Source organism: Amycolatopsis aidingensis (assembly GCF_018885265.1).
GTDB classification, from domain to species: domain Bacteria; phylum Actinomycetota; class Actinomycetes; order Mycobacteriales; family Pseudonocardiaceae; genus Amycolatopsis; species Amycolatopsis aidingensis.
In genome coordinates this window covers 5,499,532-5,524,838 of record NZ_CP076538.1, presented here as the reverse complement: position 1 = coordinate 5,524,838, position 25,307 = coordinate 5,499,532, and the positions used below count along the sequence as shown (strand labels likewise).

Annotated in this window: 22 protein-coding genes and 1 pseudogene; 13 read left to right on the top strand and 10 right to left on the bottom strand. The window is 71.3% G+C overall.

Going from position 1 to position 25,307, the window contains the following annotated elements; genetic code table 11:
- The first annotated feature begins 44 nt into the window (after positions 1-44).
- From KOI47_RS25085 to KOI47_RS25075, 3 genes are all read left to right on the top strand, one after another.
- Positions 45-854 (top strand): sugar phosphate isomerase/epimerase family protein, encoded by an 810-nt coding sequence (locus KOI47_RS25085; protein WP_216208221.1) that lies wholly within the window; start codon positions 45-47, stop codon positions 852-854.
- Between the two features lie 329 nt (positions 855-1,183).
- A complete protein-coding gene (locus tag KOI47_RS25080; RefSeq protein ID WP_216208218.1) occupies positions 1,184-2,122 on the top strand; it encodes a trypsin-like serine peptidase in 939 nt (312 codons plus the stop codon).
- A 96-nt stretch (positions 2,123-2,218) separates the two neighbouring features.
- The gene (locus KOI47_RS25075) at positions 2,219-3,616 is read left to right on the top strand and encodes a class II 3-deoxy-7-phosphoheptulonate synthase (protein WP_216208215.1); all 1,398 of its coding nucleotides are present in this window, start codon (positions 2,219-2,221) and stop codon (positions 3,614-3,616) included.
- A gap of 283 nt (positions 3,617-3,899) precedes the next feature.
- On the opposite strand, the gene KOI47_RS25070 is transcribed toward KOI47_RS25075, so the two are convergent.
- From KOI47_RS25070 to pknB, 3 genes are all read right to left on the bottom strand, one after another.
- Positions 3,900-5,129, bottom strand: coding sequence for an IS4 family transposase (locus KOI47_RS25070; RefSeq protein WP_216205352.1), 1,230 nt, complete (start codon positions 5,127-5,129; stop codon positions 3,900-3,902).
- 137 nt (positions 5,130-5,266) lie between these two features.
- Entirely contained in the window at positions 5,267-6,583 is a 1,317-nt protein-coding gene (locus tag KOI47_RS25065) for a wax ester/triacylglycerol synthase family O-acyltransferase (RefSeq protein WP_216208213.1), read from the bottom strand.
- 117 nt (positions 6,584-6,700) lie between these two features.
- Positions 6,701-8,734 (bottom strand): Stk1 family PASTA domain-containing Ser/Thr kinase, encoded by a 2,034-nt coding sequence (gene pknB, locus KOI47_RS25060; protein WP_216208209.1) that lies wholly within the window; start codon positions 8,732-8,734, stop codon positions 6,701-6,703.
- Positions 8,735-8,880: 146 nt separating this feature from the next.
- Between pknB and KOI47_RS25055 the strand changes: the two genes are divergently transcribed.
- On the top strand, positions 8,881-9,249 hold the full coding sequence (locus tag KOI47_RS25055; protein WP_216208207.1) for an Rv2175c family DNA-binding protein: 369 nt from the start codon (positions 8,881-8,883) through the stop codon (positions 9,247-9,249).
- Here the strand turns inward: KOI47_RS25055 and KOI47_RS25050 are convergent.
- On the bottom strand, positions 9,218-10,429 hold the full coding sequence (locus KOI47_RS25050; RefSeq protein WP_216208204.1) for an MFS transporter: 1,212 nt from the start codon (positions 10,427-10,429) through the stop codon (positions 9,218-9,220). The two genes, KOI47_RS25055 and KOI47_RS25050, sit on opposite strands and share 32 nt — an antisense overlap.
- Positions 10,430-10,452: 23 nt before the next feature.
- On the opposite strand from KOI47_RS25050, the gene KOI47_RS25045 reads away from it, so the two are divergent.
- Positions 10,453-11,007 carry a CGNR zinc finger domain-containing protein gene (locus tag KOI47_RS25045; protein ID WP_216208201.1) on the top strand — a complete coding sequence of 185 codons (555 nt, stop codon included), beginning with the start codon at positions 10,453-10,455 and terminating at the stop codon, positions 11,005-11,007.
- 4 nt (positions 11,008-11,011) lie between these two features.
- Here KOI47_RS25045 and KOI47_RS25040 read toward each other — a convergent pair whose 3' ends face one another.
- Complete coding sequence (locus KOI47_RS25040) at positions 11,012-11,800, bottom strand: LLM class F420-dependent oxidoreductase (RefSeq protein WP_216208197.1); 789 nt, start codon at positions 11,798-11,800, stop codon at positions 11,012-11,014.
- A 73-nt stretch (positions 11,801-11,873) separates the two neighbouring features.
- The gene (locus KOI47_RS25035; RefSeq protein WP_216208195.1) at positions 11,874-12,965 is read right to left on the bottom strand and encodes a polyprenyl synthetase family protein; all 1,092 of its coding nucleotides are present in this window, start codon (positions 12,963-12,965) and stop codon (positions 11,874-11,876) included.
- Between the two features lie 39 nt (positions 12,966-13,004).
- Between KOI47_RS25035 and KOI47_RS25030 the strand changes: the two genes are divergently transcribed.
- The 3 genes from KOI47_RS25030 to KOI47_RS25020 all read left to right on the top strand — a co-directional run bounded on the left by KOI47_RS25030 (position 13,005) and on the right by KOI47_RS25020 (position 16,532).
- On the top strand, positions 13,005-13,799 hold the full coding sequence (locus KOI47_RS25030) for a PIG-L family deacetylase (protein ID WP_216208193.1): 795 nt from the start codon (positions 13,005-13,007) through the stop codon (positions 13,797-13,799).
- A gap of 73 nt (positions 13,800-13,872) precedes the next feature.
- Positions 13,873-15,561: a DUF885 domain-containing protein gene (locus KOI47_RS25025; protein ID WP_216208190.1), complete on the top strand. Its 1,689-nt coding sequence runs from the start codon at positions 13,873-13,875 to the stop codon at positions 15,559-15,561.
- Between the two features lie 188 nt (positions 15,562-15,749).
- Entirely contained in the window at positions 15,750-16,532 is a 783-nt protein-coding gene (locus tag KOI47_RS25020) for a DMT family transporter (RefSeq protein ID WP_216208188.1), read from the top strand.
- A gap of 168 nt (positions 16,533-16,700) precedes the next feature.
- Here KOI47_RS25020 and KOI47_RS35875 read toward each other — a convergent pair.
- From KOI47_RS35875 to KOI47_RS25010, 3 genes and pseudogenes are all read right to left on the bottom strand, one after another.
- Positions 16,701-17,039 (bottom strand): annotated as a pseudogene (locus tag KOI47_RS35875) (AAA family ATPase); the annotation flags it as partial.
- Between the two features lie 146 nt (positions 17,040-17,185).
- The gene (locus KOI47_RS25015) at positions 17,186-17,758 is read right to left on the bottom strand and encodes a GNAT family N-acetyltransferase (RefSeq protein WP_216208185.1); all 573 of its coding nucleotides are present in this window, start codon (positions 17,756-17,758) and stop codon (positions 17,186-17,188) included.
- Positions 17,755-18,318, bottom strand: a complete 564-nt coding sequence (locus tag KOI47_RS25010) for a YbaK/EbsC family protein (protein ID WP_216208183.1) — start codon at positions 18,316-18,318, stop codon at positions 17,755-17,757. The genes KOI47_RS25015 and KOI47_RS25010 overlap by 4 nt, the downstream gene beginning before the upstream one ends.
- Positions 18,319-18,546: 228 nt before the next feature.
- On the opposite strand from KOI47_RS25010, the gene KOI47_RS25005 reads away from it, so the two are divergent.
- The 5 genes from KOI47_RS25005 to KOI47_RS24985 all read left to right on the top strand — a co-directional run bounded on the left by KOI47_RS25005 (position 18,547) and on the right by KOI47_RS24985 (position 22,021).
- On the top strand, positions 18,547-19,056 hold the full coding sequence (locus KOI47_RS25005) for an SAV_6107 family HEPN domain-containing protein (RefSeq protein ID WP_216208180.1): 510 nt from the start codon (positions 18,547-18,549) through the stop codon (positions 19,054-19,056).
- Positions 19,057-19,075: 19 nt separating this feature from the next.
- Positions 19,076-19,843: a maleylpyruvate isomerase family mycothiol-dependent enzyme gene (locus KOI47_RS25000; RefSeq protein WP_216208177.1), complete on the top strand. Its 768-nt coding sequence runs from the start codon at positions 19,076-19,078 to the stop codon at positions 19,841-19,843.
- A 151-nt stretch (positions 19,844-19,994) separates the two neighbouring features.
- A complete protein-coding gene (locus KOI47_RS24995; RefSeq protein ID WP_216208174.1) occupies positions 19,995-20,438 on the top strand; it encodes an SRPBCC domain-containing protein in 444 nt (147 codons plus the stop codon).
- Positions 20,439-20,450: 12 nt separating this feature from the next.
- Positions 20,451-20,786 carry an ArsR/SmtB family transcription factor gene (locus KOI47_RS24990; protein ID WP_332461425.1) on the top strand — a complete coding sequence of 112 codons (336 nt, stop codon included), beginning with the start codon at positions 20,451-20,453 and terminating at the stop codon, positions 20,784-20,786.
- A 56-nt stretch (positions 20,787-20,842) separates the two neighbouring features.
- Positions 20,843-22,021, top strand: a complete 1,179-nt coding sequence (locus KOI47_RS24985; RefSeq protein ID WP_216208172.1) for a GNAT family N-acetyltransferase — start codon at positions 20,843-20,845, stop codon at positions 22,019-22,021.
- Here the strand turns inward: KOI47_RS24985 and KOI47_RS24980 are convergent.
- Complete coding sequence (locus KOI47_RS24980) at positions 22,011-25,271, bottom strand: S8 family serine peptidase (protein WP_216208169.1); 3,261 nt, start codon at positions 25,269-25,271, stop codon at positions 22,011-22,013. The genes KOI47_RS24985 and KOI47_RS24980 overlap by 11 nt on opposite strands.
- Positions 25,272-25,307 lie beyond the last annotated feature (36 nt).

The following is a 25,307-nucleotide window of genomic DNA, read 5'->3' as shown; positions in this document are numbered from 1 at the left end:
CGCTTACAGTACAGCCCAGGGGGATGCGGTCGCGAGGAGGTTCGATGAACTGGCAGCTTGCCGTCAGCACGTTGGGGATGCCCGGGGTTACGGTGTCCGAGGCCGTCCGGGTGGCGGCCGAGCACGGCTGTCACGGCGTAGAGATCCGTACGCACCCCGATGAGGAAGTCCATATCGGACTGACTGCGCGCGAGGTCGGCCGGTTGCGGGCGAGGATCGCGGACGCCGGGTTGGCGGTACCCTGTCTCGCAGGCTACGCCCGGCTGTGCGCACCGGGCCCGCACGGCCGGGCGATCGACGAGTTGCGTTCCCTGATCGAACTGGCGCACCAGTTCGGCGCACCGGCCATCCGCGCCTTCCCCGGTGGCGAAGGTGATCCAGCCAGCGATGATGCTCGCGCGCACGAGCGCATCGGCGCGGTGCTGGAGGAGTTGCGGGACAGCGGGGTGCGGTTACTGGTGGAGACGCACGACTCGCACCCGACGGGTTCGGCCACCATGCGGCTGGTCGAGCCGTTCGCCGCGCCCGGCCTGGTCGCCGTGCTGTGGGATGCGCTGCATCCCTGGCGCTGCGGTGAACCGCCGGCGCGGACGCGTGCCGTGCTGGCCGGGTACCTCGGCTACTTCCAGCTCAAGGACGTAGCGGGCACCCGGGACCTGACGCCGCTGCGGCCGGGGCAGGGTGACATCCCGCTCGCCGAGTGCGGCCAGCTGTTGCAGTCCTGGTCCGGCTGGGTCTCGCTGGAGTGGGAAAGGGCCTGGTATCCGTCGGTCGAGCCGGTCGGCGCGCCCCTCGAGGCCGCCGCCGCATGGTTCGGGCGCTGGCGGCCGTGCCCTCCCAACGCGCCTTCCTGAGCCATTCTGAGAACCTGTTGCTGGACCGGACTGTGCCACTCGACGAAGTGGAAGAACTCGCGTGGCGCAGCCCACGGACGGCGAGGCCGGGCGCATGACCTGCGAAGGTGACGACAATTCCGGAGTCCGAGCCCGGCCGAGCCGACCGTGTCGCGAGTTCAGGAACAGGTACTGGGGCGTTCGGAGTATCCAAATACCGGCTGAACGGCCTATTGAACATTATGTAGTCGGTCGATTACCGTCGAAATCTTAGTTACTGGCGCTACGACAATTCACTGAAACCCCTGCTCAACCGCCGGACGCGGTTCGGCGGCGAAAGGTGAGGCGTCATGCAGCGATACATTTCCAGGGCTGGAGCATTACTGGCGGCGGCCGCACTGGCACTGACCGCGTGGAGCCCACCAGCCGTCGCGGAGTCCACCACGGTGCGGCACCTGGCCGGATCCGCACAGGCGGTGACCGACTTCTGGACCCCGGAACGGATGGCCTCCGCCGTCCCGATGGACCGGCTGCTGGCCGCTCCGCGAGACCTCGGCGCCACCGTGGCCGCGGGCACACCCGCGGTGGTCCCACCGAGCGTGGCGACCTTCCCGACCACGGGCGAGCCGTGGACGGATGGCGGCGCGGTCGCCGAGACGGCGGGCCGGGTCTTCTTCACCACGAACGGGCGCGCGGCTTCCTGTAGCGGTAATGCGGTTACCAGCAGTAACCGTAGCGTGGTGCTCACCGCGGGGCACTGCGTGAAGTACCAGGGCAGCTGGCATACCGACTGGATCTTCGTCCCCGGCTATGCGGACGGGCAGGCTCCGTTCGGCGAGTGGGCCGCGGAGGTGACGCTGACCACCCCGCAGTGGGAGTCGAGCGAGGACATCAACTACGACGTGGGCGCGGCCGTGGTGCAGCAACTCGACGGGCAGAGCCTCACCGACGTGGTCGGTGGCCAGGGTGTGGCTTTCAACCAGCAGCGCAACCAGGACATGTACGCCTTCGGCTACCCGGCGGCCGACCCGTACGACGGCAGCACGCTGATCCACTGCAGCGGGAGCACCTTCACCGACTTCCTGCTCAGCTCCGACCACGGGATGAGCTGTGACATGACCGGTGGGTCCAGCGGCGGGCCGTGGTTCCTGGACTTCGAGGAGGCGACCGGGCTCGGGGTGCAGAACTCGGTGAACAGCTTCGGCTACACCTTCCTGCCCGGCTACCTGTTCGGCCCCTACTTCGGCACCGCGGCGCAGGAGCTGTACGAGCGGGCGGAGACCAGGTAGCCCACCCGCCAGATCACCAGCGGGCGGCGGGGACGTCCATGCCGCATTCACTTTTTCCGGTCGGCTCACCGGGGCGGGGCAGGGAGCCCTATCCTGATGGTCGTGAACTGGACAGTGGACGTCCCCGTCGACACCCTCCCCGAGCTCCCGCCGCTGCCTCCTGAGCTGCGCACGCGCCTCGACGACGCGCTGGCCCGGCCCGCGGCGCAGCAGCCCGAGTGGCCGGATGCGGCGGCGACCAAGCAAGTCCGTGCGGTGCTGGAGAGTGTGCCACCGATCACAGTGCCCGCGGAGATCGACCGGCTGCGCGAACGGCTGGCCATGGTGGCCAGGGGCGAGGCGTTCCTGCTGCAGGGCGGCGACTGCGCCGAGACCTTCGAGTCCAACACCGAACCGCACATCCGGGCGAACCTGCGCACCCTGCTGCAGATGGCGGTGGTGCTGACCTACGGGGCCAGCCTGCCGGTGGTCAAGGTGGGCCGGATCGCGGGCCAGTACGCCAAACCGCGGTCGAACAGCACCGACGCGCTCGGCCTTCCGGTGTACCGCGGGGACATCGTCAACTCGCTGGCCGCCGAGCCGGAGGCGCGGGTGCCGAACCCGGCCAGGATGATCCGCGCCTACGCCAACGCGGGTGCGGCGATGAACCTGGTACGCGCGCTGACCGGGGCTGGGATGGCCGACCTGCACCAGGTGCACGACTGGAACAAGGACTTCGTGCTGAGCTCCCCAGCCGGGGAGCGGTACGAGGCGCTGGCCAGCGAGATCGACCGCGGGCTGCGGTTCATGTCGGCCTGCGGGGTGACCGACACCTCACTGCACTCCACCGAGATCTTCGCCAGCCACGAGGCGCTGCTGCTGGACTACGAGCGTGCCCTGCTGCGGCTGGACAACGCCGACGCGGCCAGCCCGAAGCTGTACAACCTGTCCTCGCACTTCCTGTGGATCGGCGAGCGCACCCGGCAGCTGGACGGCGCGCATATCGCCTTCGCCGAGCTGCTGGCAAACCCGATCGGGGTGAAGATCGGCCCGACCACAACCCCGGAGCAGGCCGTGGAGTACGTGCAACGGCTGGACCCGCGCAAGGAGCCGGGCAGGCTGACGCTGATCTCCCGGATGGGTAACAGCAAGGTGCGTGACGTTCTGCCGTCCATTGTGGAGAAGGTGGAGAGTTCGGGGCACCAGGTGATCTGGCAGTGCGACCCGATGCACGGCAACACCCATGAGTCCTCCAACGGGTACAAGACCCGGCACTTCGACCGGATAGTGGACGAGGTCCAGGGCTTCTTCGAGGTGCACCACAAGCTCGGCAGCTACCCCGGCGGCATCCACGTCGAGCTCACAGGGGAGGACGTCACCGAGTGCCTCGGCGGCGCCCAGGACATCTCCGATCTCGATCTCTCCGGCCGGTACGAGACCGCCTGCGACCCCCGGCTGAACACCCAGCAGTCCCTCGAGCTGGCCTTCCTGGTGGCGGAGATGCTCCGCGCCTAGGCGCTGTTTAGGAAGGTGGCTGCCTGAGGTGATGCGCGGGCGCGCGTCCGGCCGCAGGCCTCGCGCCTTCTTAAACACGGCCTAGCACCAATACCGCTTATTTAGGTGATTTCGTGGGGTTCGGTGGGGTTTGGTGGCGGCGACGATGGTGATCTCAGGGTCGGCCGGTGGTGGCGGGTTCCGGTGGTGGATGTGTTTGAGGCGCCAGTTGGACATTTTGCGTTTGATCACGCGGGGATTCGATCGTCGGCGGCGCGGTGGGATGAGGTAGCGCAGGATCTCGTCACGGGCCGCTTGTAGTGATCGTTTCAGATGTGTCGGGGGAAAAACCCGCCTGGTCGGTGACCTGGCGGCGGGCGATGCGCAGTGTGCGGAGGAAGGAGAGCCGGTCAGGGTCGATCTCGGCGGCGTGGGCGGTGTCGTGCATCAGTGACCGCAGGGCGTGGTGGGTGAGCAGGAACCCGTAGATCTCTTGCTCGACCCCGCCTGGGTGTTGGGAGCGCAGAACGAAGTTCGAGCCGCCTTGGTGGGTTTTGACCTCATCCAGGGCGGTCTCGATCTCCCAGCGTTGGGCATACAGCGCGGCCAGTTCCGCTGCCGGAGCGGACTGGGGGTCCAGGATGGTGGTCGCCAGCCGATAGACGGTCTCGTCGGTGCCGAGGGTGTATTCCACGACCCGGACCGTGATCGGATCAGCACGCCGATATTGGTCGCGGGCGGCGACGATCTCCGACAGATACGAACCGTCATCGAACTGCTCGACCACGGGCAGGACCGCGTTGGCACGCACACGCCACAGCAGGTCGGCTCCGGTGCCGGCGGCGGCTCGCCACAGGTCGAAGCCCAGAAACGCCCGGTCGGCCACCAGCAACATCCCGGAGGCCAGCTCGCCGAACAACTCCCGGACCAGGGCGGTCTCGTGGGTGGCCAGCGGCCCGGCCGTGGCGGCAAAGATGGCATGCGTGCCGCACTCGGCCAACACCGCCACCCGCGCCTGAGGATAGGCACTTTGTCCTTCGCCGCGGGAGTTACCGGGACGACCAAAGTGATCCACATTGGACGGCGTGTCGGGCAGGTCGAACGTGGTGCCATCCACGGCGACCAGCCGCCAGCCGCGATACCACGCCCCGACCGTGCTCGCGGTCGCCACCGGAGCGGCCACCCGGGCGAACAACGCCTTCAACGGCTCCGGCCCCAGCCGGGCCCGTGCTTGCGACAACGCCCCCGTCGTGGGCACCTGCCACTGGCCCCGCCACCGCCGCGCCCACGCCAGCCCCTGCGTCAACAGCCGGGTGACCTCCTCATAGCCCTCCCGGCTAAACAGGCACATCGCCAGCACGAAATACACCACCACCCGGGCAGGCAACAATCGTTTCCGCTGCTCACCCCGCCCCGTCACAGCCAGCACCTCGTCAACCAACTCCGGAGGAAACGCCTTCGTCAGCACCCCGATCGCGATCCGATCCGGCAGCCGCTCATCCGACGACGACCTGCTCTGTCCTGGCCTGGGCACCCCACCACCCTACAACCCAAACCAACCAAACTAAGCGGTATTGGGCCTAGCACCGCACCAAGACTGCTCCACCGCTGTGAGTGGCCCGTTCGCTGCAAATTTCGCAGCGAACGGGCCACTCACAGCAGCCGTCGAGGTCAGCAGGTGTGGGTGAGGGTCGCCGCGGACTTGGTGACCGCGTCGGTGAGCGCACCCAGGTCGTGCACCGCGGCCCCGTTCACCTGAAGTCCGATGTGGACTCCGGCGCGGTACTCGGCGGCCGCGATGCCGATCGTGTGGTGCGGGGCAAGCGGTACCACCGGGTACACCTGGTGCACCGCCGCACCGTCCAGCCGCAGCGGCACGGCGGGCAGCGGCACGTTCGTCACCACCGTGTCGAACAGCAGCGGGGCAGCCTGCCCGGCGAACCGGGTCGCCAGCCGGTGCACCCCCGAAGGCACCCGGTTGGCCAGCACGGGCAAGGCGCCCGCGCCGCGCACCGGGCCCGCCGCCTTGTTCCGGGCCATCGACCGCCGCACCTCGCGCAGCCGCCGCACCGGGTCCTCGGTGTGCACCGGAAGCTCGCACAGGTAGCCGGACAGCAGGTTGCCCCCGGCCCGCTCGGCCTCGCGTCCGCGCAGGCTGACCGGGATCAGCGCGCGCAGCGGCCCGTCCATCGGCTGGCCGCGGTTGGTCATCCAGTCCCGCAGTGCGCCGGAGAGCACCGCCAGCACCACGTCGTGCGTGGTACCGCCGTGCGCGGAACGGATCCGCCGGATATCGGACCTGCTGAGCCGGACCATGCCCAGCTTGCGGCTCGGCGAGGCGCGTCCGGCGATCCGGGAGATCGGGTACGGCCGGGCGGCGCGGAGCATGGCGCTCGCGATTCCCGCGGACTCGGTGACCTTGCCGATCGCCGCGCCGGCCTCATCGAGCAGGATGTCCACAGTGGACCTGGGCTCCGCCGGTTCCGGGGTCGGCCCGCGGACGCGCCGGGCGGCGGGCACCTCGTCCAGCAGGCCGATCGCCACGGCCACCGCGCCCGCGCCGTCGGCGAGCGCGTGATGCAGTTTCAGCAGGACCGCGAACCCGCCCTTGGGCAGCCCGGTCACCACGCGCAGCCGCCACAGCGGCGCATCGAGGTCCAGCGGGCGGGACAGCCACGCCGAGGCGTGCGTGGCCAGCGGATCCGCCTCGTATCCCGGCCGGAGCCGGTGCACCTCGATATGCCGGGCGGGATCGAAACCAGGGTCCTCAGCCCAGCTGGCTGAGCCGAGCGGCCAGCGCTCCCGCCGCAGCCGCCTGCGCAGCAGCGGCAGCCGCGCGGCCCGCTGGGCCAGCAGCTGCGCCAGCCGGTCGGCCCGCACCGGCGCATGCGGCCGGAACGTGACCACCGCGCCCATGTGCATCGGGGTGGATTCGCCTTCCAGGCACAGGAAGGCGGTGTCCAGTGCGCTGAGCCGGTCACCTGCCATCGGCGGCCTCCGGGGTCAGAAGTGGTGCGGGTACCGTTCTACTGCACCAGCCGCGCATGACGCCCGCATGGTGCGCGCGTTACCAGCCTGCTAAAGGCTGTGTCCAAGCAGGCGCGGTCACGGCAATGTCCGCATCCGCACCTTGCTGCCGGTTTTCACCAGCGTGCCCGGACTCGGTTCCTGCTGCACCACGATGCCGAACCGGTTGTCGTCATCGTCGTCATCGCCGCGGCCGTTGCCCCGTCCGTTGAACCGCGGTTCCAGGCCCGCCTCGGAAAGCTGGCGCGCCGCGTCCTGGATCGACCTGCCGACCACCGATGGCACCCGGACCGCGTTCGAGACGAACACGCCGACCCGTTTCGTGCCGGTGGTTCCCGCCGCGGGGTCGGTCCTGGTGACGTTGCCTGCCTGGACCTCCTGGGAGAATTCCTCCCCGGCTTCGAATGGTTCGAACCCGGCCGCACGCAGTTCCTGGAAGGCCTGCTCCTTGCTCTTGCCCTGCACGTTGGGCACCGGCGTCGGCGGCGGCCCCTTGGACACCCCGATGGTGACCGGGTCGCCGATATTGGCCGGGGTGCCCGGTTGGGGTGATACCGACAGCACCGCCCCTTCGGGCACGGTCGGGTGGAAGTCGTCGGCGTTCTTGTCCCGTCTCGGCTGCAGCTGGACGTCCCGGATCGCCTGCTCGGCCTGGGCCACGCTGGTGCCCTGCTCGATGCTCGGCACGATCGGCTTGCCCTCGGAGACCACCACCCGCACCGGGTCGCCGATCAGCGCGTCGGCGCCGCCCGCGGGCTCGGTGCGGATCACCGTGCCGCTGGGCACGGTGTTGTGCCGCTCCCCGACGACATTCGGGACCAGTTCGGCCGCGCGCAGCTGCTGCTCGGCCTGGTCCTGCTGGGCCCCGGCCACCTGCGGTACCGCGACCCACCTTCCGCCGTTGAACCACCAGACCGCGGTGCCGACGCCGGCGACGAGCAGCAGGGCCGCCACCACGCCGAGGACGATCCACCGCTTGCGCCGCCGCTGGGCCTCGGCGAGGTCGGGATGTTCCGCAACCGGCGGCCCCTGCGCGCCCGCGGCCTGGGACTGCTGTGGGGGCACGGCGGGCGGGGCCATCCTGGACAGCGCCCTTGTCCCCCGTGGTCCCGGGGAATCCGGCCGCACGGCGGGGATCGCGGGCACCGTCCGTTCGGCGTCCGGCACGCTCGGCACATTGACCACGGTGTCCGGCTCGGGAGTCTCGGGTGCCGCAGGAACGGGCACCGGTACCGGGGTGATCCCCAGCTCGGTCCGCACCTGGTTCAGCTCGCGCAGGAAGGCGCCCGCGTCCTGCGGCCGTCCCTGCGGGTCCCGGCGAGTGGCCCGCAGCACCAGCTCGTCCAGCGCGGGCGGGATGCCGGGGCGCGCGGTGCTGGGTGCCGGCACGTCGTCGTTCACATGGCGGTATGCCACCGACAGCGCGGTGTCCCCGGTGTACGGCGCGTGCCCGGTGAGCATCTCGTAGAGCAGGATCCCCGCGGAGTACACATCGCCGGGCGCGCTGGTCTGCCCGGTGGCCACCTGCTCGGGGGATAGGTAGGCGACCGTGCCGAGGATCACGCTGGAGCTGGTGGTTCCCGCGCTGGCGACCGCCCGTACCAGACCGAAGTCGCCGACCTTGACCACGCCGTCGCCGCCCTGGCCGCGGCCGATCAGCACGTTCTCCGGCTTGACGTCGCGGTGCACCAGCCCGGCGGCATGCGCCGCGGCCAGCGCGGACAGCACCGGCTCGGCGATGCTCAGCGCCAGGTGGATGTCCAGCGCACCCTGGGCGTCCAGCAGGTCGCGGAGGGTGCCCCCGTCGACCAGCTCCATCACCAGGAAGGCACGGGTGTTCTCCCCGTCCCCGGGGTCCACCCCCTGGTCGTGCACGGCCACCACGTTCGGATGGTGCAGCCGCGCGGCGGCGCGGGCCTCCAGCTCGAAACGATCGGCGAAGGAACGGTCCTCGGCGAACTGCCGATCCATGATCTTGATCGCCACCGGCCGGTCCAGCCGGGTGTCCACGCCGCGGTAGACCGCGGACATGCCGCCGCGCGCGAGCAGCTTGTCCACTCGGTAGCGCCGATCGAGCAGTGCCCCGGTCAAGGTGGGCTCCGTGCGTGTCACGCCGCCAAATCCTACGGATAGTCCGGTAGATGTGAGTGAGGTACCAGAGTTGGGCTGTGTTTGCCGAGGGTATACCCACACCGGCGGATGTGGGCCGGTCGAGCGAACATTCTGCGTATGGCGTGGAATATGGCACAGTATGTGGCGTGAGTGCGATCCCAGTCGCTGACGACGTGCTCGAGGCCGAGGTCGCCGTGCTTCCGCTCCCGGAGGTGGCGACGAAGCTCGGGTTGTCGATGAACAAGGCGCGGCAACTGCTGCGGGACGGCCAGCTCATCGCGGTCCGCCGCGATGGCGAGCTGATGGTTCCCGCGGATTTCCTGAACGGAAACGGTGTGGTCAAAGGGCTGGCCGGCACGGTGACGGTGCTGGCCGACGCCGGGTTCGACCGGACCGAGATGCTGCGCTGGCTGTTCGCGGCGGACGAGTCCCTGCCCGGTATCACGCCGATCAACGCCTTGCGTACCAGCCACGGCACGGAGGTCAAGCGGCGCGCTCAAGCGATGGCCTTCTGAGTCCTCCTGGCTTGCCGGGCCACCATCGGTGGCAGGCGAGGAAGGTCAGTGCGGCGAGCAGTTCCACCCCTGCCGCCACCAGCAGGCAGGCGGTGAGGGACGTTGCGGCCAACGGTCCGGCCAGTGCGGAACCCAGCGCGAATCCGCTGATCTTCAGGCTGGCGCCGGTGGTGAAGATCTGTGCCCGCAGCCTGGCCGGTGCCTCCCGGTGCCGGATGGCGAACAGCGCGGTGAGCTGGGGGCCGTCCCCGAGGCCGGCGATCACCACGGCCAGCACGGCGTAGCCGGGGTGGCTGGTCAGTGCCGCGGTGAGCATCCCGGCGCCGAGCAGCAGGGTGCTGGCCGCCAGCACGAGGTCCGGCCGGAGCAGGCCCGGCCTGCGCGCCAGCAGGGCATTGGCCGCCATCGCGGTGGCGGCCAGTACCGCGAGTAGCAGCGTGCCACGGCCCGCGTCCCCGAACCGCTGCGTGCCGAGCACGGGGCAGCACACCACCAGCATCCCCACTCCGGCGAAGGCCACCACCGAGGTGGCCGTGCCGGCGAGCAGGGAACGGCTGCGGGCAATCGCGGTGAACCCCGCCCGCATATCGCGGGTGAGCGAGCGGGGCGGCGGCCGGGTGGCCGGGCGGGGCAGCGTGGCAGCCACCGGCAGCGCCGCGGCCACCAGCACGATCGCAGCCAGCAGCGCGGCCGGTGCGCCGAGGATGCTGCCCAGCAACCCGGCCAGCGCGGGTCCGGCGAGACCCGCCAGCCCGTAGGTCAGCGCGTCCAGCGCGTTGGCCCTGGCGAACCGTTCCGCTGGCACGACCCCGGGCAACTGCGCGGTCCAGCCGCCGGAGATCGCGGCGTTGCACATGCCGGTGAGCAGCGCCACGGCCAGCGCCAGCGGGGTCGGCAGCTGTCCGGCCCCGGCGAGCAGCACCCCGAGGCCCGCGGTGTAGGCGGCCAGCGCCCCGGCCAGCAGCCTGCCAGGGCGGTGGCTGCGGTCCAGCAGCGCGCCGAGCACCGGACCGCCGATGGCCGCCGAGATCGTCAGTGCCGCGAGCAGGCCGGAGCCGGTGGCGACCGATCCGGTGGCAGCCAGCCCCACCAGCAGCAGCGCGGGTCCGGACACCTCGTCCCCGGTGCGGGCCGCGGTCGCCCCGACGAGGTAACCCGGCAGTGCGTAACGCCCTGGCATGTCCAGCACGTTACACTGGGCCGGTGGCCCCGTCCTCCGAATATCTGTCCGGGCGTTCCGCGCGCACGGCGGCCCAGCGTGCCGTCGAGCTGATCGTGGCATTGCTGCACGAGCGGGCCGCCGCGGCCGAGGTGCGTGCGGTGCTGCTGCGGCACGGAGAGCGGGAGCCGATCGAGCTGTCCGAGCCGGACCTGGCGCAGTTGCGGGCCGCGGCCACCGAGTTGACCAGGATTTTCGCCGCCCCCGATGTGGACTCCGCCGCGGCGGTGCTGAACGAGCTGCTTGCGGCGTGGGCGCACCCGCCGCGGCTGACCACACACGGCGGGGCGTTCGCCTGGCACCTGCATGTGGACGGCGCCGACGACGCCCCGCACGGGGAGTGGCTGCTCACCTCGTCCTGCCTGGCGCTCGCGGTGCTGCTGGCCGAATGGCAGCGCCCACCGGGCGGGATCTGCGCCGCCGCCTCCTGTGGCCGCCCGTTCCTCGACCTCGGCTCCGGCGACCCCCGCCGCTACTGCGGCACCCGCTGCGCCACCCGCGCCCGCGTCGCCGCCCACCGCGCCCGCACCACGAAGTGACCGGTCAGGAGTTCTGGTCGTCGCGCCAGGCGATCCAGTCGCGCAGCAGGCCGAGGTCGTAGTTCGGGCCGTCGGTGCCGACGGTGAACATGGTGATGCCCAGGTCGTGCAGGGGCTTGCCCAGCTTCTCGGGGGCCTCCTGCACCCCGACGGACCGCTCGATCTCCGCCGGGTCGCGGCCGAGGTCGGCGCAGTGCTGGTCGAGGATGCGCACCTTGCGCCCTGCGGTCTCGACATCGCCGAAGCCGTGCCAGATATCGGCATGCTTGGCGACCAGCCGCAGGGTCTTCTTCTCCCCGCCACCGCCGATCAGCACCGGGAGTTTGCGGGTCGGGGCCGGGTTGAGCTTGCCGAGCCGCTGCTCGATCCGGGGCAGCGCCTCGGCGAGGGCATCCAGCCGCCCGCCCGCGGTGCCGAACTCGTAGCCGTACTCGGTGTAGTCCTTCTCGAACCAGCCGGAACCGATGCCGAAGATCAGCCGGCCGCCGCTGATGTGGTCGACCGTGCGCGCCATATCGGCGAGCAGTTCGGGGTTGCGGTAGCTGTTGCAGGTCACCAGCGCGCCGATCTGCACCCGGGAGGTGGCCTCGGCCCACGCGCCGAGCATGGTCCAGCACTCGAAGTGCTTGCCGTCGGGGTCACCGTAGAGCGGGTAGAAGTGGTCCCAGTTGAACAGGATGTCCACTCCGAGTTCCTCGGCCTTGGCCGCGGCGCGGCGGATGTCCGCGTACTCGGCATGCTGGGGCTGAAGCTGGAATCCGATCCGGACAGGCCTCTTCGTTGCTGTGGTCATGGCCCGAGCCTAGCCGCGATCATCACGGTGCGCGCCCGTCGGCCAAGATCGCCACACTGCTCTCAGCTTGAGCTCAGTGGGTGCGCTGGGTGGCCTTCCCTGCCAGTTCGGCGAGCCGGGATGCTGCGGGCTCGGCCAGCTCCGCGGTGTCCAGCGCGGCCAGCGCGGAGCCGGTGAGCTCGTCGATCCTGCGCTCCACCGCCCGCACCGCGCCCACCTCGGTGAGCGCCTGCCGGACCTCCTCCACCTTCGGTTCCGGCAGCCCCGGGTCGCCGATCGCCGCCGCGATCACCTCCCGCGCGTGCGCGTCGCCGCGCTCCTCGGCCTGCCGCAGGCCGAGCGCGACCAGCACGGTGCGCTTGCCCTCACGCAGGTCGTCCCCGGCCGGTTTGCCGGTCACCGAGGGATCACCGAACACGCCGAGCAGGTCGTCCCGCAGCTGGAAGGCGACTCCGAGATCGCTGCCTGCCGTCAGCAGGGTTTCGGTCAGCCGCGCGTCCGCCCCGGCGAGTGCCGCACCCAGATGCAGCGGCCGCCGCACGGTGTACGCGGCGGTCTTCAACCGGTCGATGCGCAGTGCCGCCTCCACCGAGGAGTCCCCGGTGGCCTGGGTGTGCACATCCAGGTATTGGCCAGCCAGCACCTCGGTGCGCATGGCCCGCCAGGCCGGGCGCGCGGCCGCCAGCACCTCGGCGGGCAGCGGGGCCTCCGCGAACATGTCCTCGGACCAGGCCAGCGCGAGGTCGCCGATCAGCACGGCGGCGGCTAACCCGAAGGTCGCGGGCGAGCCGAGCCAGCCCGCGTCGGCGTGCCGCTTGGCGAAGGCGATGTGCACGGTGGGTGCGCCGCGCCGGGAGTCCGACGAGTCCATCAGGTCGTCGTGGATCAGCGCACCAGCCTGCAGCAACTCCAGGCTGGCCACCGCCCGCAGCACCCCCTCGGCATGCCCGCCGCCCGGATCGCCACCCGCACCGCGCCAGGCCCACCAGGCGAAGGTCGGCCGCAACCGTTTGCCGCCGCCGAGCACGAAGCCGGTCAGCGCCTCGATTCCCGGGCCCACGACGGGTTCGGTGTGCTGGATGTCCTCGCCAGCCGAGCGCAGGAACTCGGCCAGCACCCGTTCGACATGGGCGGCCAGGTCGGCATCGTAGTCCGGCACGTTCATGCCCCCATCCTGTCGTAGCTTTCGCGTAGGTTCGTCGGCATGGCAACTTTGGTGTCGTTTCATGCGCATCCGGACGACGAGTCGATCGCGTGCGGTGGGGTGATGCGCAAGGCGTTCGAAGAGGGGCATCGTGTCGTGCTCGTCGTGGCCACCCGCGGTGAACACGGCGAGGTGGCGGACGGTTTTCTCACCGAGGGGGAGCAGCTGTGGCAGCGCAGGGTCGAGGAGACCCACGCCGCCGCGGAGATCCTGGGAGCCAAACGGGTGGAGTTCCTCGGCTACGTCGACTCCGGGATGATGGGCGAGCCGACCAACGACGAACCGGGCTCGTTCTGGACCGCCCCGGTGGAGGAGGCCGCGCAGCGGCTCGCCGCGATCCTGCGCGAGGAGCAGGCCGAGGTGCTGACCGTGTACGACGACAACGGCGGCTACGGCCATCCCGACCACATCCAGGTGCACCGGGTCGGCCTGCGTGCCGCCGAGCTGGCTGGCACTCCGCGGGTGTACCAGAACACCATGAACCGGGACCAGATGATCCGCGGAATGGCCGAGTTCGCCCAGTCCGCGGCGGCGGCCGGGATCGAGCTGCCCGACTTCGAGGAACCAGGGGAGTTCGGCAAGCCGGAGTCGGAGATCACCGCGGCGGTGGACGTCACCGGCTACACCGGGCACAAGCGGGCCGCCATGCGCGCGCACGCCAGCCAGATCAGCGAGGAGTCCTTCTTCCTCGCCATGCCCGAGGACGCCTTCCGCCGCGCCTTCGGCACGGAGTGGTTCATCCGCGCCGGCCAGGGGCCGGGGATCACCGAGACGGACCTGCTCGCAGGCCTGTAGCGGCGTCGCGGCCCCTGGCGCCGTTCCGATAATCCGGTGCGTATCCCGCGCGCTCGGCCGGTAACGTGCCGATATGGCTTCTACCGAGGGCGTACACGAGATCTGCAACCGGTACGTCGACGACTTCGCCGCGGCACACCCCGTCACGGCGACGGAGTTCGGCATCTCCGGTTACGAGGACCAGCTCACCGACTACTCACCGGAGGGATACGCCGCGCGGGCCGCGCTCGCAAGGCGGTACCTGCGGGAGATCGAGCGGGCCGAGCCCGCCGACGCGAACGAGCGGCTGGCGAAGACCGTGTTCACCGAGCGGGTGGGAATCGAGCTGGAGATCCACGAGGCGGGTCTCGACCTCGGCGCGCTGAACGTGACCGACAGCCCGGTGCAGGCGCTGCGCACGATCTTCGATCTGATGCCGGTGGAGACCGCGGACCACTGGGAGCAGATCGGCGCGCGGCTGGAGCGGATTCCGGAGGCGCTGGACGGGGTGCGTGCCTCGCTGCTCGCCGCGGCCGATGCTGAGCAGGCCCCCGCGCTGCGCCAGGTCAGCAAGGTCGCCGAGCAGGCCGAGACCTGGGCCGGACTGCATGGTGGGTCCGGGTTCTTCGACGGCCTCGTCGGTGGCGCCGACAGCGTGGACCTGCCGGAGTCGTTGCGCTCCCGGCTGCGCCACGGCGCGCAGGTGGCGCAGGAGGCGTACGCGGAGCTGGCCGGTTTCCTGCGCGCCGAGCTCGCCCCGCGGGTGCCGACCAAGGACGCGGTCGGCGCCGAGGTCTACCGGCTGTGGTCGCGTAACTTCGTCGGCGCCGAGCTGGACCTGCGGGAGGCCTACGAGTGGGGCTGGGCGGAGTTCGCCAGGGTCGAGCGCGAGGCCAAGGAGGTCGCCGAGCGGATCAAGCCGGGGGCGAGCCTGGCCCAGGCCGCCGCGGCGCTGGACGCCGACCCCCGGTACCGGGTGCACGGCCAGCGCGGGCTAGAGGAGTGGATGCAGCAGCTGTCCGACGACGCGCTGAGCTCCTTGCGGGGCAAGCATTTCGACATCCCGGACGAGATCATGGCGCTGGAGTGCAAGATCGCCCCGCCGGGCGGTGGCGTCGGGGCGTACTACACCGGCCCGACCGAGGACTTCTCCCGCCCTGGCCAGATGTGGTGGTCGGTGCCGCCGGGCAGGGAGGAGTTCTCCACCTGGCGCGAGGTCAGCACGGTCTACCACGAGGGCGCACCCGGTCATCACCTGCAGATCGCCACCTCGGTGTACCAGGCCGCGACCCTGAACCGGTTCCAGCGGATGCTGGCCCTGACCTCGGGGCACGCCGAGGGCTGGGCGCTCTACGCCGAGCGGCTCATGCAGGACCTCGGGTTCCTCGAGGACGAAGGGAACCTGCTCGGCATGCTGGACGCCCACCTGTTCCGGGCCGCCAGGGTGGTGGTGGACATCGGCATGCACCTCGAACTGGAGATCCCGGCCGGTACCGGCTTCCACGAGGGTGAGCGGTGGACGCCCGAGCTCGGCCTTGAGTTCATGCTCACCAGGACGATCACCGATGCCGACCATGTCCGGGACGAGATCGACCGCTACCTCGGCTGGCCGGGGCAGGCTCCCTCGTACAAGCTCGGCGAGCGGATGTGGCTGGCCGCGCGGGAGGACGCGCGGCGCAGGGCGGGTTCCGCCTTCGATCTCAAGGACTTCCACACCAGGGCACTGCGGCTCGGCGGCATGGGTCTGGACACCCTCCGGGACACTCTCGCCGAGCTCGGCTGAGCAACGACCAGGTGATGATCATGCAGTGCATCGTTTCCCCGCCGCGCCCCTGAGCGGGGCGTGAGCGCACCGGTGCGGTCGCACCGGAACCGCGGTTGACACCCGGCGCCGGGACCCCATGAGTCCCGGCGCCGGTAGGCACGCCCCGCGTCGTCGTTGTCCCATTCCTTCGACGTCGGAGCGTCTTCATGTCTGTTGCTGTACTCGATCGGGCGCGTGCCGGATCGGCCGGGGCGCTGCTGGTCGCCGGGGTGCTGTGGGGGACCGGCGGGCTCGCCGGATTCCCGCGTACCGCCGCGGCGGCCCGCAGGCCGGCGTTCGCGGGCACGCTGTTGGCGGCGTACCAGAGTTGCTACTTCTCCGCGGTGCGGCTCACCTCGGTCAGCATCGCGACCATGGTCACCATCGGTAGCGTGCCGGTGTTCGTCGCGGTGGCCGATGCCCTGCTGCGGCGGCACCGGCCCGCGGCGGGGACGGTGGTGTCGATCCTGGCCGCGTTGCTCGGCCTGCTGCTCACCTGGTCCCCGGACGGGAGCGCCGCAGGGGGCGTGCCGGTGCTGGGGGTGCTGTGTGCCCTGCTGTCCGGAGCAGGTTTCGCCGCGCTGCCCCTGATCGTCCAGCGCCGGGTGGCGGGCCTGGACCCGGTGCGCACCACCGCGCTCGGGTGCCTGCTCGGTGGTGTGCTGCTGCTTCCGGTCGCGCTCTGGCTGGGCATGGCCCTGCCCGCGCGGGCCGAGGCGCTGGCGGCACTGCTCTACCTCGGCGCGGTGCCCACCGCGCTGGCGTACGCGGCGTACTTCCGGGGACTACGGGACGCACACCCGGTGCTGGCCGCGCTGTCGGCGCTACTGGAACCGCTCACCGCCGCCGTGCTGGCCGCGCTGCTGCTGGGCGACCGGCTCGGTCTCACCGGCTGGGCCGGGGCCGTCCTGCTGGCCACCGCCGTGGGGGTGGGTCACCGGCGACGCTGAGTCCGCGCCACCCACGGTGAGATGCAGACCGCGCCGTGCCGTGGGCCGGTCGATCACCATGAGGTCGCACCAGCCCCGGGGCGGCCCCGCGCCCAGCAGGGCACGTACCCGGGGCAGGTGGCGGACATGCCGGGAGAAGGACCAGCTCAGCAGGACCCGGCCGCGGGCACGTTGCCCCTCCAGCGCCTCGGCCACCGTGCAGTCCAGCCACAGCAGGTGCCGCGTGCGCCCGGTGAGCAGACCGAGCGCGACGAAGGCGGCCCTGGCGAAGGGGCCGGTCGCCGGATCGTGCACCACGACCGGTCCCTTCGCGCGGATCGCGGCAGCTACCAGCCGCGCCAGGTGCAGCAGGTGCACCAGCGGGCGGTACCAGGAGTACGGGGTGCCCGCGGGTAGCAACCGCCGTAGCCGCGCGCGGATCTGGTCGGTGTCGAGCACGGTGACCGTGCCGTTCCCGCCGGTCTCGCGCAGCAGGGTGCTCTTGCCCGCGCCCGGAAGACCGGCCACCACCAGTAGCGCCCGTGGGCGCAGCCCGATCCCGAGCCGTCCGGCGTGCCCGCGTGTCGTACTGCCGCTGTCCGCTGTGCTGTCCACGCAGCGCCTAACGTGGCACCGCCCCCGCGCGTTCCCCTGTTTTCCGGTCTCCCTGCTAGCTAGTCCAGCGGAAGTTCCCTGCCGAGGATCGCGAACGGCCGCGGGTCGCCCGCGAAGTAGTACTTGCGCAGCACGTCGACGAAGCCGAGCCTGCGGTACAGCTTCCACGCCCTGCTGGGGCCCTCCGGGGTGGACAGCAGCACGTGCCGGTTCGGTACCCCCTCGACCAGCCTGCGCAGCAGGTCCTCACCGATTCCCCTGGCCTGGTGGTCCGGCCGGACGTGGATCTCGGTCAGCTCGAAGTAGTCGGTGAGCCACCGCTGGACCGCCTGCTCGTCCCGCTCGGCCAGGCCCCTGCGGACCTGCTCGTGCCACCACTGACCGGGGTTGCCCTGGTAGCCGTAGGCCAGCCCGAGCAGGGTTCCCGCCGAGTCCAGGGCGGCGATGCACCGCCAGCCCTCGCGCAGCGCATGCGTCAGCCACATCGGGGCGCGTTGCTCGGCGGTGCCCGCGGGATAGCGCATGGCGTCGACGTACAGGTCGAGTGCCTCGGCGAGCCTGGCCCGGAATTCGTCGCCGGACAGCTCGACGAAACGTTGGTAGCCGGAGGACCCGGAGTACGCGGCGGTCACGAAACGACACTATCTCCACTGCGTGTGGTCACGTCGGCGGCGCGGCCATCGGTGAGGGCGACCAGGCCGGCGAAGGTGGTCGGGAACACCGCCTTGGCGTGCCCCGCGGCCGCCCAGATCACCTCGTACCGCGCCAGCGCCCGGTCCACCACGGTCAGCAACGGTTCCGGGTGACCCACCGGGGCGACCCCACCGATCGACTGGCCGGTGTGCGCCTTGACGAAGGCGGGGTCGGCGCGGCCGACCTCGGCCGCGCCGATGAGCGTGGCGAGGATCCCGGTGTCCGCCCGGTGCGCGCCCGAGGTGAGCGCCAGCAGCGGGGCGGTCCGCTCCTCCGGGTCGGTGAACACGGCGCGGAAGATCAGGCTGTTGGCGATCGCGCCGACCTCGACCCCGAGCGCCGCCGCGGCCTGCGCGGCGGTGCGGACCTCGGCGGGAAGGACCCGGATCCCGTCGGCGGCCTCGTGCCTGCCCGACTCGGCCAGCGCGGCGGCGACCTTGGCGATGGCCGGATGGTCCAACCGGCCATCGGGAGCGCCTGACTTCCGTGCGTCACTCATGCAGCTCATGAGATCACGAACCATTCCGGCGGTGCGATGTGCGTTACCCACCCCGGGCTTGAGTCCAGCCCGGATCCGAGCTAGTCTGAACTTGTTCGAACACACGTTCGACACCCCGGCGAGGGCGGGATGCTCGCCGGTCAGGTGCTCGGCGAGGGGGTGGGGGAAGCACGTCCTTGCCGAGCACCGTCCCCCGCCCGCCGCGGACGAGGCGTAAAGGAGGTCGCCATGTCGATCACGGTCGAGTCCCGGGATGGCGCCACCCAACCAGTGCTGCCGCTGACCTGGCAGCCACCGGCCGCGCCCGCGGCGGTTTCCCTGATCGCCAGGGCGCAACGCGGCCTCGTCGAGGCGGAGGGTGAGACCGATCCGGCCCCGCGGCTCATCGCCGCGTACCAGTCGGCGCTGCGTGCGGCGGCAGCCGTGCTGGCCGCCCGCGGGCGCCCGCACCGGGGTCGTTCCCGCCCGGCCAGCGTATGGGTGCTGCTGCCCGCGGCGGCGCCCGAGTTCGCCGAGTGGGCGGCCTTCTTCGCGGCGAACTCGGCCGCGCATGCCGCCGCGCAGGCGGGTAATACGCGCCGGATCACCGCTGACTCCGCCGACGAGCTGCTCCGTGGGGCAGGCCAGTTCGTGGAGCTGGCCCACGGCGTCGTGCACGGCGGGGCACGCACGACGCGCCGGGACGCGGGCAGGCAGGCCCCGTGTGCCGCACCGCGCCCGCGCCGAGCCCGAGGCTGAGATGGCGGGGATGTCGGGGATGCCGGGTCAGGCCCTGCTCGAGTACGGCCGGTTGCTGGACGTGCTCGGCATCGAAGGCGAACTGCTCAACGAGACCGCCCACGCCATCGCGCCGGACACCCCGGTGCCCACCTGCCCCGGCTGGGCCGCGAGCGAGGTCGTGCGGCATGTCGGCAGCGTCTACCGGATGACGCTGTCCTGGCTGGAACACGGCAGGCGGCCCCGGCACTGGCAGCGGGATCCCGCGCCGGGAGAGTCGGTCCACGAGTACCTGAACGAGGGGCGCACCCGGCTGGTCGGCGCGCTGGCCCGGCACGACCCTGGTGAGTTCGTGGCCACCTGGTGGCCCGCGGATCGCAGCTACGGCTTCTGGCGCAGGCGGATGGCGCACGAGACCACGATCCACCGGGTCGACCTGCAGATGGCGGGCGGGCTGGAGCTCACCGGTATCGCCGACGACCTGGCCATCGACGGCGTGGACGAGGTGCTCGCGCTGTGGTTCGGCCAGCGCCTTCCGATGCTCGGCCTGACCGGCACCAGGGCGAGTTCGGTCGCGGTGCGGGCAGGCGACCAGGTCTGGCTGGTCACCGCCGGACCGGAGGAGACCACGGCCTGGCGCTGTTCGGAGCGGGAGATCCCCGGGGCCGACGCGGTGGTCTCCGGCAGGCCGGCGCAGGTCTACCTCTGGCTGTGGGGCAGGGCGGCACCCGGGTCGATCACCGTCGAGGAGGGTGACGACGACGCGGTCGGCCAGATGTGGGCCCTGCTGCGCCTGGCCACCCGCTGACCCCGGTGTGTTTGCCGCCCACATCCACGCGTTTGCCCACCACTCGCACGCGTTTGCCGTCCACGACCAACGTGCAACTCCATGGTTGCGCTAATCTGTCGATTAGTGCAACCTGTGGGTAGCACGTCAACGAGACGGTAGGGAGAATGCGATGGGAACCCCGGACAGGATCGAACGCGAGATCGTCATCGACGCCCCGGTGGAGCGGGTGTGGTCACTGGTCACCGAGCCCGGCTGGTGGATCAGCGACGCCGGCGACCGGACGGGAAGGCGCCAGTGGCGGGAAGGGGACCTGGAGGTGGTGCAGGACCCCCGGTACGGTCGCTTCCCGGTGCGGCTGGAGCAGACCGAACCGCGGCGGTATCTCGCCTACCGCTGGGCCAGCGCGTTTCCCGGTGAGGATCCGGGCACCGGCAACTCCACGCTGATCGAGTTCTGGCTGACCGAGCGGGACGGCGGCACGGTGCTGCGGGTGGCCGAGAGCGGGTTCGCCGCGCTGGCGACCACGGACGAGGCCAGGGAAAGGGCCTTCGGGGACAACACCGGGGGCTGGGCCGAGCAGCTGGACGTACTCAAGCGCCTGGCCGAGGAGTGAGGGAGACGGGCAGTGAGCACCGATCGGCAGGACATGGGGCCGGTGTTCGTGGCGCTGGGCGATCCGACCCGGCGGCAGGTGCTGGCCGCGCTCGCCGAGGCGGGCCAGGCCAGCGCGACCACTCTCGCCGCCCAGCTCCCGGTGTCCCGTCAGGCGGTGCTCAAGCACCTGCACGTTCTCGGTGAGGCCGCCCTGGTCACCGCCGGGCGGTCCGGGCGTGAGGTGCTGTACCAGGTCCGCCCGGACTCGCTGGACGCGGCGGCACGCTGGCTGACCGATCTCGCCGCCTTCTGGGACCACCGGCTGGCGGCGGTCAAGCGGGCGGCCGAGGACGGGACGGCGTTGTAGCACCCGCGCAACACCGGTGCCCCCGATCGGCAACACCGGCGGCGGACCGTGGACCGATGGAGAACATCCAGGCAGGGGACGAACGGTTCGTGTGGCCGCACACCGCGGGCGAGGAAAACCCCACCTCGCTGGTCTGGCGGGTGCGGATCCGGATGGACGACCGGCCGGGCACGCTGGCCAAGGTGGCGATCCGGCTGGCCGATCTGGAGTGCAACATCCTCGGCGTCACCGTGCTTCCGGTGCCGGGAGGGGTACTCGACGAGGTGGTGGTCCGGCCGCCGATGGGGCTGACCAGGTCACATCTGGTCGAGGCGATCAGTGCCGAGGGATGCGCCTGCGCCGGAATCACCGACGCCGATCTCACCGAGCTGGTCGACACCTCGACCGCCGCGCTGGCCGCGGCCCGGCGCGCGGTGCTCGACCCCGAAGGGCACGCCGAGGCGGTCCGCGAGGTGCTCGCCGCGGATGTGGTGACGACACTGCCCGCGAGCGAGGCGAACACCGCGCGCGCGGAGAGCGGGCACCGGGCCGTGCTGCCGGTCGGTGGCGGGCGAGTACTGGTCGCAAGGCGGAGCTGGGCGCCGTTCGTGCAACTGGAACTCGCCAGGGCACGAGCCCTGCTCGACCTGCTCGGCGCGGAACGGGCCAATCTGGCCGCGCCGTCCGTGCTGACCACCAAGGCCGGCGCGGACCTGGTGCTGCGCGAGGGCGGCCCCGCGGACGCCGACGCGGTGCGGGAGCTGCACGCGCGCTGCTCACCGGACACCCTGTTCCTGCGGTATCACACGGGTCTGCGCACGATCACGCGACGCTGGTCGCGGCGGCTGCTGATGCCCCCGCGCGGGCTGAGCGTGCTGGCAAGGCACGGCCGGGAGGTGGTCGCCATCGGGCAGCTCATCGCGCAGGGCACGGAGCGGGCGGCCGAGGTCTCCCTGCTGGTGGCGGACGCCTGGCAGCGCCAGGGCGTCGGCAGCGGGCTGCTGTCCCGGCTCGCCGTACTCGCCGCGGGCCGCGGCTACCGCGAGCTCGTGGCGGTCTGCCTGCCCGGCCAGGACGGCGTCCGGCGCGCCGCGCTGCGGGCCGGGCTGGCGGCAGCGGAGTACGCGGAGGACGGGTCGCTGCGGATCGGTGTTTCCGTGGTGCCATCGGGAACGGGGCCCCACCACGCGGGTGAGGCCCCGTTCCTGGCCGTGGATACGGCTGCTTATCCGGGTGGTGAGGGCATCAGGTCGTGACGTTCTGCACGATCACGTCCCCGCTGCCCACGAGCACCCCGGCGTCGGTGCGGACATCGACGGTGCCCAGCAGCACCCGGCCCTCGCCGGGGGCCGCCTGCGGGGTCACCGTGCCCTGCACCGTCCACTGTGCTCCGGCGGGCCGCAGCGCGTGCTCGTCGGACACCGCGACGGAGCCGAACGACGCGCCGCTGAACACGTCGAGGTAGGAGAACTCCGTGGTACCCGCGGGCACCGCGTAGCCGTCCACCACGATCACCCACTGGCCCGCGGCCGGGTTGGGAATGGTGACCGACTCCTCGGAGTCCCCGTCCGCGCTCTGCCCGGCCTGGAGGCAGGCGCCCGCGGTGCAGTTGTACACCGTCAGGTCCAGGTCCGCGCCGATATCGGAGGGGCTGCCGATGCGGGCCCGCAGCTGGCTGGCCCCCTCGGTCACGGTGACCGGGTACTGCTGCTGCTCACCGTCGCCGATGGTCGGCGTGGCCAGCTTCGCGCTGCCGAGGTGGGTGCCCTCCGCCCGGCCGGTGAACGGGCCGAACAGGTTCCGCAGGGTGTACTCCCGTTCCACCGGCTCGCCCTGCGGGGCGGACGGGATGGTGTCCGGGTTCGGCGACACCGAGGCCCCGAGCACCGATGCGGTCACCGTGTACGGCGCGAAGGCGGTGTCCGAGGTACGCCGCGCCTCGATCACGATTTCCCACACGCCCGGCGTGGGCTCGCTGACCGTGCGGCTGGTCGGGCTGCCCGCGCAGCCGCCGTTCGGGACGACCTGCGGGTGGTAGCAGTTCAGCGAGGAGTTGTCGTCCAGCGGGATGCCGTAGGGGTGGAACCGCAGGAAGCGGATCTGCCCCGCGCCCTCGGCGTCCCCGCCGCCCTGCATGTCGATCTTCAGCGCCGGGGTGTTCGGCTCGACCCTGACGAAGTAGCTCTTCGTCTCGTTCCGGCCGATCTGACCGCCGTGCCGGATCGAGTACCCGTTCCGCTCGGTGAAGTCCTCCGCCGCGATCACGGTGTTGAGCGTCCGGTGGTCCACCCCGGTGGTCATCGGGCTGTCCAGTTGCAGGATCGCCGAGTGCGCCCCCGCCGAGCGCGGGTTGACGGTCACCCTGTACTTCACCGCGTAACCCTTACGTAGCTGGATCGTCGGCGGCGAGCTGAAGGTGCCGTCGTTGCCGATCCAGCGGGCCCGGTAGGTGACCGGGTGGTCCGGACCGGAGTTGCGGGTGAAGGTGTACTCCCGCACGTACCGGTCACCGGCCCGCACTCCCTCCCGGTCGTGGATACCCACGCCGACGCCCGCCGGGCTGAGGAAGTCGGACAGCACGGTGTTCACCGGCACCGAGGAGCTGATGTCGGTGGTGTCCGGGCCGCGCCGCAGCCGGTTCCACGCCTTGTTCACGTCGATCAGCCCGGTGCCCTGCTCGTAGGCCTGGTAGCCGGGGATGAACCGGGCGGAGTCGGTGAACGCGCTGCGCAGGTCCTCGGGGGTGTGCGCGACGTTGCGTGCCTTGGCGGCGCTCACCAGGAGTGCCGCGGCCCCGGCGGCCTGCGGTGAGGCCATCGAGGTCCCGTTGTACATGGCGTAGCCGGGTGGCAGTGCGTAGGTCCCGGCGACCGGGCCGCCTTCCTGCCAGGTCGGGATCGGGGAGATCGCCGCTCCCGGCGCGATGATGTCCGGCTTGAACCCGCCGTCCTCGCGCGGGCCGCGGGAGGAGAAGCCGTGCAGGTTGTCCAGGTTGGCCGCGTCCGAGCCGTAGTTGCGCTGCCAGGTCGCCTTGCTGATGTAGGCGCCGACGCTGAGTACCTTGCTCGCCACCGAGGGATCGCCGACGGTGTTCACCCCGGAGCCGGAGTTGCCCGCCGAGATGAACATCTGGGTGTCATAGGTGTCGATCAGCCGGTTGTACAGCTCGGCCCGCGCGTTGTTGCCGTCGTTCAGTGCGGGCAGGCCGCCGATGGACATGTTGATCACGTCGACCTCGGCGTCCCGCGCGGCGTAGATCATGCCCTCGACCAGCGCGTGGCTGGTGCAGCCCGCGACGAAAAGGCAGACCCGCACCGAAACCAGCTTGGCGCCGGGCGCCGCGCCCTGCATGGAGCCACCGAACAGGTCGTTGCCCGCGACGATGCCCGCCACATGCGAACCATGCGCACCGGACACGATGCCGATGTTGACGACCTTGTTCGCCGGATCGGTCTGCACCACGAACGGCATGGCCTCGCGCACCGGGGTGTCCGGGTCGTCGGTGCCGAAGGTGCCCACGTCCTGCTTGACCTTGTAGTCGGTCATCGGGGCGTCGTCGGTGAAGTCCTGGTTCTGGTTGGCGTCCACCCAGACCGTGTTGGTGTCCTCGTCCCACAGCACACCGTAGGTGCCCTCGCTACCTGCGGGGTTGCCGTCCCGGTTGACGTCGTTGCCGACCTGGCCGCCGAGCCTGGGGTCACGCTCGTCGAACACGCCGAAGCGGTAGCCGCCCGTGCCCGTGCTGGTGTACTCCGTGCCGGCCGCGGCGAAGGTCGTGCCCTGGACCTCGGTGTTCATGTTGATCCAGGTGGGGTCGTTGTCGTTGTTGACCCCGCCGGTGAACCGGCCGTCGGTGTAGGTCACCCAGTCGACGACCTTGCGCTCGCCGGTGCTGGTGACGTTCAGGGAGGGGTGGTCCAGGTCGACGCCGGTGTCCACGATGCCGACCGTGACGTCCCGGCCGTCCCATTTCGGGTGCTTCTCGGCGAACTGTGCCGCACCGGTGTCGCCGGTCGGCATGTACGGGTTCACCCGGGGAGTCTCGGCGTCCGGCGGTGGCTGCGGGGTGGGGTCGTCCGCGCCCGCGGGCCGCGGCTCGGGCAGCGGGAGTTCCTCGTCCACGTCCAGGGCCTGCACGCCCGGCAGCCCGGCCATCTTCTTGACCCTGTCCACAGGAACCTCGGCGCGCACATAGCCGAGTTCGTCCGCGCGGTACTCCACCTTCGCGCCCGCCCGGCTCAGTTCGTCGACGCCGCGCGTACCGGCCCGCCGGTCGGTCGCGACCAGCACCTTGACGGTGCGCTCGCCGCGCTGCTCCGCCTTGGCCAGCAACTCCTCGTCATGTTTGCTGATCTCGGCGTCATCACCGGCGCCGCCGGGATCGCCGGGTGCCGGATCGGCGGCCGCGGTGACCGGCGTCGCGGCCAGCACCGCCCCGGTCACCGCTGCGGTGAGCGCCGTCCCTAAGGCGATCCGGCCGCTCCGGCGCCATCTACGTGGGGTCATGCCACGTCCTTCCTCAACGGGGGAGTGAACGACCTC

What these genes read in the sequence shown, in the direction of transcription:
- KOI47_RS25080 (WP_216208218.1), top strand. Translation starts at nt 1,184, where the DNA reads ATGCAGCGATACATTTCCAGGGCTGGAGCATTACTGGCGGCGGCCGCA.
- KOI47_RS24995 (WP_216208174.1), top strand. Translation starts at nt 19,995, where the DNA reads ATGGGAACCCCGGACAGGATCGAACGCGAGATCGTCATCGACGCCCCG.
- KOI47_RS25005 (WP_216208180.1), top strand. Translation starts at nt 18,547, where the DNA reads ATGTCGATCACGGTCGAGTCCCGGGATGGCGCCACCCAACCAGTGCTG.
- KOI47_RS25035 (WP_216208195.1), bottom strand. Translation starts at nt 12,965, where the DNA reads ATGAACGTGCCGGACTACGATGCCGACCTGGCCGCCCATGTCGAACGG.
- KOI47_RS25040 (WP_216208197.1), bottom strand. Translation starts at nt 11,800, where the DNA reads ATGACCACAGCAACGAAGAGGCCTGTCCGGATCGGATTCCAGCTTCAG.
- KOI47_RS25030 (WP_216208193.1), top strand. Translation starts at nt 13,005, where the DNA reads ATGGCAACTTTGGTGTCGTTTCATGCGCATCCGGACGACGAGTCGATC.
- KOI47_RS24985 (WP_216208172.1), top strand. Translation starts at nt 20,843, where the DNA reads ATGGAGAACATCCAGGCAGGGGACGAACGGTTCGTGTGGCCGCACACC.
- KOI47_RS25085 (WP_216208221.1), top strand. Translation starts at nt 45, where the DNA reads ATGAACTGGCAGCTTGCCGTCAGCACGTTGGGGATGCCCGGGGTTACG.
- KOI47_RS25075 (WP_216208215.1), top strand. Translation starts at nt 2,219, where the DNA reads ATGGTCGTGAACTGGACAGTGGACGTCCCCGTCGACACCCTCCCCGAG.
- KOI47_RS24980 (WP_216208169.1), bottom strand. Translation starts at nt 25,271, where the DNA reads ATGACCCCACGTAGATGGCGCCGGAGCGGCCGGATCGCCTTAGGGACG.
- KOI47_RS25010 (WP_216208183.1), bottom strand. Translation starts at nt 18,318, where the DNA reads ATGAGTGACGCACGGAAGTCAGGCGCTCCCGATGGCCGGTTGGACCAT.
- KOI47_RS25000 (WP_216208177.1), top strand. Translation starts at nt 19,076, where the DNA reads ATGCCGGGTCAGGCCCTGCTCGAGTACGGCCGGTTGCTGGACGTGCTC.
- KOI47_RS25065 (WP_216208213.1), bottom strand. Translation starts at nt 6,583, where the DNA reads ATGGCAGGTGACCGGCTCAGCGCACTGGACACCGCCTTCCTGTGCCTG.
- KOI47_RS25020 (WP_216208188.1), top strand. Translation starts at nt 15,750, where the DNA reads ATGTCTGTTGCTGTACTCGATCGGGCGCGTGCCGGATCGGCCGGGGCG.
- KOI47_RS25025 (WP_216208190.1), top strand. Translation starts at nt 13,873, where the DNA reads ATGGCTTCTACCGAGGGCGTACACGAGATCTGCAACCGGTACGTCGAC.
- KOI47_RS25050 (WP_216208204.1), bottom strand. Translation starts at nt 10,429, where the DNA reads ATGCCAGGGCGTTACGCACTGCCGGGTTACCTCGTCGGGGCGACCGCG.